Source organism: Lactobacillus sp. UMNPBX1, from assembly GCF_002554085.1.
Lineage (GTDB): Bacteria > Bacillota > Bacilli > Lactobacillales > Lactobacillaceae > Lactobacillus > Lactobacillus crispatus.
In genome coordinates, this window is the sequence record NZ_PCZI01000016.1 from 35,220 (window position 1) to 41,927 (window position 6,708).

At 39.5% G+C, this 6,708-nt stretch carries 4 protein-coding genes and 1 pseudogene; 2 read left to right on the forward strand and 3 right to left on the reverse strand.

Annotation, left to right across the window (positions count from 1 at the left end; translation table 11 throughout):
* Positions 1-16 precede the first annotated feature (16 nt).
* The 3 genes from galE to CP352_RS08440 form a co-directional block, all read right to left on the reverse strand.
* A complete protein-coding gene (gene galE, locus CP352_RS08430; protein WP_089151217.1) occupies positions 17-1,009 on the reverse strand; it encodes a UDP-glucose 4-epimerase GalE in 993 nt (330 codons plus the stop codon).
* 103 nt (positions 1,010-1,112) lie between these two features.
* Positions 1,113-2,063: a beta-galactosidase small subunit gene (locus CP352_RS08435; protein ID WP_013086597.1), complete on the reverse strand. Its 951-nt coding sequence runs from the start codon at positions 2,061-2,063 to the stop codon at positions 1,113-1,115.
* A complete protein-coding gene (locus tag CP352_RS08440; RefSeq protein ID WP_089143493.1) occupies positions 2,047-3,927 on the reverse strand; it encodes a glycoside hydrolase family 2 TIM barrel-domain containing protein in 1,881 nt (626 codons plus the stop codon). The genes CP352_RS08435 and CP352_RS08440 overlap by 17 nt, the downstream gene beginning before the upstream one ends.
* A 224-nt stretch (positions 3,928-4,151) precedes the next feature.
* Here CP352_RS08440 and CP352_RS08445 point away from each other — a divergent pair, with 224 nt between their 5' ends.
* Positions 4,152-5,159: a LacI family DNA-binding transcriptional regulator gene (locus tag CP352_RS08445; protein WP_089143672.1), complete on the forward strand. Its 1,008-nt coding sequence runs from the start codon at positions 4,152-4,154 to the stop codon at positions 5,157-5,159.
* Between the two features lie 192 nt (positions 5,160-5,351).
* Positions 5,352-6,671: pseudogene (locus tag CP352_RS08450) on the forward strand (glycoside-pentoside-hexuronide (GPH):cation symporter); the annotation flags it as partial.
* Positions 6,672-6,708 lie beyond the last annotated feature (37 nt).

Genomic DNA, 6,708 nt, shown 5'->3' on the forward strand with positions numbered 1-6,708 from the left:
AAATCTTTATTATACTTTACTTGTCTTCGTAGCCCTTTGGGTGACTCTTGTGCCAGTTCCAAGCAGTGGCGATCACGTCATCGACATTTTCATGCTTTGGCTTCCAACCAAGAACTGTACGAGCCTTAGTTGAGTCGGCAACAAGCGAGTCAGGATCGCCGCCACGGCGTGGACCCATTGTGTAAGGGATGTCAATGCCGGTAACTTTCTTAGCACTTTCCAAGATTTCCAAGTTGGAGTAGCCATGTGCAGTACCCAAGTTAAAGACATCTGATTTGTCGGTCTTCATCATGTGCTTCAAAGCCAAGATGTGAGCATCGATTAAGTCTTCAACTTGAACGTAGTCACGTACGTTAGTACCGTCCTTAGTGTCGTAGTCATCACCGAAGATAGTGAACTTGCCGTCACCGGCAATGGCACTCTTTAAGATATTTGGAATAAGGTGAGTTTCTGGTGCATGGTCTTCACCAATGGTACCATCGCTTGAAGCACCAGCTACGTTGAAGTAACGTAAGGCAGTGTACTTAATGCCATCAGCCTTGTCAGCCCAAGCCATGATCTTTTCCATCATCATCTTGGTTTCACCGTATGGGTTGATTGGGTTAAGTGGGGTGTCTTCAGTGATTGGCAACTTCTTAGGAATACCGTAAGTTGCGGCAGAACTAGAGAAGACTAAGTACTTAACGCCGGCATCATTCATCGCTTGTAATAATGAAATCATGCCAGTAACGTTATTGTCATAGTACTTAAGTGGCTTTTTAACTGACTCTGGAACTAATGAATATGCTGCAAAGTGCATTACAGCATCAATCTTTTCATCACGTAAAATTTTGCTTACCAAAAAAGTATCTTCAATATCGCCTTGGTAAAACTTAGCCTTAGGATCTACAGCCTTTCTGTGACCAGTATATAAAGCATCTAAGACAACAACATCATTACCTTCTTTAACTAATTCGCGTACAGCGTGTGAGCCGATATAACCCGCACCACCGACAACTAAAACTTTCATGTTTTGCGCTCCTTTATTTTAGTTATTATCTTTTATTGAAATCGATTACATTATAACACACTATTTAGTAAATTATTTACTAATTCAAAATAAATTCTTTAAATTAATTTAGCGTAAATGAGAATTCATGATCTTGCTCAGGATCGATGTGGTATTGCTCTTCTACATCGGAGCCCCAGCTGTCGATGCCGCCTACGCCGCGAACAGCTCCCGCGATTACCAATACGCTTCTACGAGCCAATGGCAACTCTTCAATGTGGGTGGCATTTTCTAATTCTTCTGCAGTGTATGGCAGTAAACTGAAGTTGAATGGCTGCTTAGTTTGCGTAATCTTTAAACTAAAGTCGCCATCTTTGTCCGCATTGTTTTGCGTAGAATTACGGGTGATGACTAATTCATTAGTCTGCATGTGCATCCCGTTTTCCTGTGGTACAAGATACTTAGTAACTGGCAAGCCGTCAATGTGGAAAGTTCCGCGTTCTGCTCCAGCCATTCTGTCAGGGTAGGTTTCACCAGACAAGCCAGTATAGTCAAAACTTTTAGCCTTGGTTGGCATAATGAATCTCATGCCGATAACAGGCAAAGGCGGCAAGCCTTTTTTACCAAAATAATGCATGGTAATCGTCATGTGACCAGCATCATTAATATTGTAAATGATTTTGACTTTGGTTGCAGGAGTAGTTAAAGTTTCGTAGTCAAAAGCCACTTTTACTTCATGGGCAAATTCCTGATTGCTAAATTGATTATTGATTGGAGCGATAGGCAATTCGTCGAATTGGTGATCGTCAACTTGAACGTGAATACCCACACATTTAGTGAACATGTCAGCTCCTAGCCATTGGGCTGCTTTTTGATTAAAGCCGCTACCGCGATCGTTATCGGTGGTCGCCCGCCAAAAAGTTGGTGTAGGCGTGCGGTAAAGCCATTCTTTGTCCTTGATTTTCAAAGATTCAAGGCCACCACGCTCGTAGCTGAATAAATAGGCGAAATCTTGACCATTGACTCCTAAACTAGCTTCGCCATAAACGACGTGTAAATTATTTGTGTAAGCCATAGTAGTATCTAACCTCCTGCATTGCTGGTTTGGGTGTGCGGTCTGCGAACATTAAACCGTCGCCAGAGAATTCATAATCGGAGTGACGATCATCAAAGTCGCCACCGTAACGCAATACGTCCTGTCCGCTGACTGGATCATGCACAAGCAGAGCCTGATCGATGAAGTCCCAGATAAAGCCGCCCATGTACTGAGGGTATTTATCAATTAGCTTGATGTAAGAGCCTATGCCACCGTCGGAGTTGCCCATGTCGTGCATGTATTCACATTCGACAAGTGGCTTTTTAGGATTTTGGAGATATTCTTCTGCCTCTTTAGGTGGCAAATACATACAGCTTTCAAGGTCTGAGATTTCTTTCTTAAATTCTGGTGCATGGAAGACGCCTTCGTAGTGGGTGAGGCGAGAAGAATCGTGATCTTTGTAGAGTTTGTTCATAGCGGCGATGTTGCTGCCGGCATATGATTCGTTGCCAAGTGACCAGAATAAGATTGCAGTGTGATTCTTGAAGGTTTCATAATTGCTGCGGGCACGGTCGACGACGACTTCACGCCATTCGGGGATGCTGCCGGGTACATTGGAAGTAGCTTCAACTTGGCCTAACTTTTGCCAGGTGCCGTGGGACTCCAAATTGTTTTCCGCCATCATGTAAATTCCGTTTTGATCGCAGAGATAGTACCAAGGAATTTGATTTGGATAGTGGCAGGTCCTAACGGCATTGATGTTGTTGTGTTTAAAGGTAGCAATGTCTTGCTTCATGTCGGCTAGGGTAATACTGCGGCCACGCTTAGCATCCCATTCGTGACGATTAACGCCGTTGATGATTAATCTTTTGCCGTTAAGCAAAACCACATGATCCTTGGTAATTTCAATTTTTCTAAAACCAAATTGGTAAGGAATAAGTTCAACTAATTTGCCATCTTGGTCATGAACTTTAATGATTAATTGATAAAGGTATGGATCATGGTTGTCCCATAGGTGAACATTGGCAAAAGTTTCGTTTTCAATTTCAACGGTTGATTTAAGTGGCAACTTTTTATTAAGCAAAGTTTTGCCATCGATATCTTCAATTAAGACGTGGACATTGCCACTGGTTTTACCCATAAAGTGCAATTTAGCGTTGAAGACACCGTCATGGTAATCATTAACAACAGTTGGTTTGATATCTAGATCCATTAGATGAGTCCGAGGTAAGGCTAAGAGTTCAACTGAACGAAAAATACCGGAGAATCTAAACATATCTTGATCTTCTAGCCAGGAAGCAGTGCTGTGTTTGAAGACTTCGACAGCTAAGATGTTGTCTTTTGCTTGAATGTAAGGTGTAAGATCGAATTCGGAAGGTGTGAAACTATCTTCGGCGTAACCGATGAAGTGACCGTTGAGATAGACATACATGGCCCGTTCAACGCCTTCGAATTGAATATGGATGTCATGGCCGGCTAAAGCAGGATTTAAGTCAAAGTGTTTAAGATATGAACCGACTGTGTTGTCTTTTCCTTGACTAAAATCGCCATCCTTGATGCCGCGCCCCAGGGTGTAGGCAGGTTTACGATAGATTTTGCTTTCCCAGGGATACAGAATGTTAGTGTATTGATTTTGGGCGTAGCCGTTTAATTCAATTTCACTAGGAACGGGGATGGTGTCAAAGGAAGATGAGTCAAAGCTGAGTTTGTAAAAATCAATGGGCCGGCTTTGAGGATCTTTTGAAAAATGAAACTGCCAGGCACCGTTGAGGCTTTGTTTAAAACTGCTGCTGTGGTTTTGCCATTCACGGTAATCTTTGTAAAAAGGATGATCACTGTGAGCTGGCAGTTGATTAATCCTGAAGACTTCAGGATCATCAAGCCATTTGATATTTGCTTTCATGATAAGACCTAGTTTCTATAAAAAATATATTTTGAAAACGGTTTTATTATAACACAAAATTAAATAATTTATCAAATAAATAAATAATTTAGTAATTAAAAGTAAATAAATTAATTGTCAAATCTCGAGAAAAATATTTTTGAATAAAATTGATCTTTATTGGAATTAAGTAAATATTTTGTATAATAAAGACAGGAATATTAGTAAATGGGAAAGAAATAATTATGACAACTATTAAAGAAATTGCACAAAAGTCGGGGTATTCTTCTGCGACTGTTTCGCGGTTGCTCAATAATGATCCTAACTTATCGATTACTGCAGATACCAAAAATAAAATTTTAGAAATTGCTAATAAGCTTGGTTATTGGAAAGACCACCAAGAAAAGGAAATTAAGCCTACAATTGCGCTTCTTTACCGCACTAACCATAAAGAACAGTTGCAAGATGAGTATTTTACTTCTTTAAAGCAAGCCTTGGTAGAAACCGTTAAGCAAGAATCAATGAAGATGAAGACCTTTTATAATGCGGCTGACTTAATTGAAAATGCCTCATTGTTCCAAGGTTTTATTGGAGTTGGAGCAGCGCCAATCGAAAATGCTGAGTTGGTAAAATTGCACGGAGTTTTACCAAATGGGGTGTTTGTTGATACTAATCCAGCTCCCGAATTGTTCGATTCAATTAGACCTAACTTAACTTTAACAGTTAAGAATGCTATTGATTTGTTTATTAAAAACGGCTATGAATCGATTGGTTTTATTGGTGGTGTTGGCCCTAAGCATGATCATATTCAAGAAAATGATCCACGTTCCGTTGCCTTTGCGGAATATATGAAGGTTCGCGGAAAAGATGACAGCAACGTGTTCGTTTCAGGACCATTCAGCGTTGAAAATGGTTATAAGCTTGGCAAAGAAGTAATAGAGAAGTGCAAGAACAATTTACCAGATGCATTTTTAATTGCTTCTGATACATTAGCAGTCGGTGTTTTACAGGCCCTTAACGAAGAAAATATTAACGTACCAAAAGATACCGCAATCTTGAGTATCAATAACAGTAATGTAGTGAAGTACGTATCACCACCACTTTCTTCTTACAACATCAACCAGCAGGAAATGATTGATTTAGCTTTAACTATGCTGACCAATTTAATTATTCAACCTGATCGTGCGCATATTGATGTGAATATGAACACTAACTTGGTGGTACGTAAAAGCTTTATTCCTAAAGGTGAGTAAATTTTTTAGTAAATAAAAATTTTTCATTTTGAATATTTTGAAAAGAGAATGCTGAAGCATAGCATTCTCTTTTATTTTTACTCTAAGTAAATAGTTTAGTTATATTAAATAAATAATTTACCAAAACTGATACTAAGCGTATACTCAGATATGTAAACGATTACAGATGATAACAATTTAGGAGGAAGCATTATGACAAACAGTCATAAAAATTCAGGGAAACAAATAATTTCCTATGCATCATTCTGTCTGGGTAACTTAGGACACGCAGCTTTTTATGGTGTAATGAGTACATACTTTATTATTTTTATTACTAGCGGAATGTTCAGTGGGCTAGAGCAATCAGTAGCTGATAAATTGATTGGTTTAATCACTGGCTTAATGGTAGTGATTAGAATTGTCGAGTTGGTTATTGACCCAATCTTGGGCAACATAGTTGATAATACCAAAACAAGATGGGGGAAGTTTAAGCCATGGATTTTCTTGGGTACTGTAGTTAGTGCAGTATTATTATTAATTTTATTTACTGGAATCTTTGGCTTAGCGCAAAGCAATTGGATTCTTTTCGCTATCTTATTCGTAATTATCTACATCGGTTTTGATATCTTCTATTCATTATCCGATGTTTCATATTGGGGTATGGTTCCGGCTTTAAGTGAAGATTCACATGAGCGTGGTATTTATACTTCATTGGGTGCCTTTTCAGGTGCTATTGGTTGGAACGGTTTAGCAATTATCGTTGTTCCATTAGTAACTGGGGTAACTTATGCAGTTACTGGTAAACATGAAGAAGGCGCACCAGGTTGGCTTGCCTTTGCGGCCGTAATTTCAGCTTTAGCAATTGTTTGTGCCATTATTGTTTGCTTAGGTACTAAAGAAAAGCACAATTTAATTAGAAATTCAGCCAAGCAGAAAACTACTTTGCCTCAAGTCTTCAGTGCTATTTTCCATAACGATCAAATTCTTTGGCCGAGTTTAGCCTACTTAGTCTTTTCACTTGCTAACACTATTACTAACGGGGTTTTGTTCTACCTGTACAAGTTTGTCATTGGTAAACCAGGCGAATTCTGGGTTGTAGGGCTTGCTGCAACGATTGTAGGGTTCTGTGTCAGTCCATTATTCCCAGTTTTAAATAAGTACATTCCAAGAAAATGGTTGTTTGTTGCAGGTCAAACTTGCATGATCTGTGCTTATCTTTTATTCATTTTCTGCCGTGATAATGTTGTGTTAATGGACTTAGGGTTGGTTTTATTCAACATCAACTTTGCTCAATTAGTAACTGTTTTGACCTTAACTGATGCGATTGAATATGGTCAGCTTAAGAGTGGTCAAAGAAACGAGGCCGTCGTTTTGGCAGTTCGTCCAATGATCGATAAATTCACTGGTGCTGTTTCTAATGCTTTGGTTGGATATGTAGCTATTGCAGCTGGTATGACAGGTGCCGCAACTGCTGCCGACATGACAGCACACGATATCAGCACTTTTAACGAAAAGCGCCCGAAAATCCCCGTATTTTAATGCGGGGATGGATAGGGCCAAGCTGACCTAG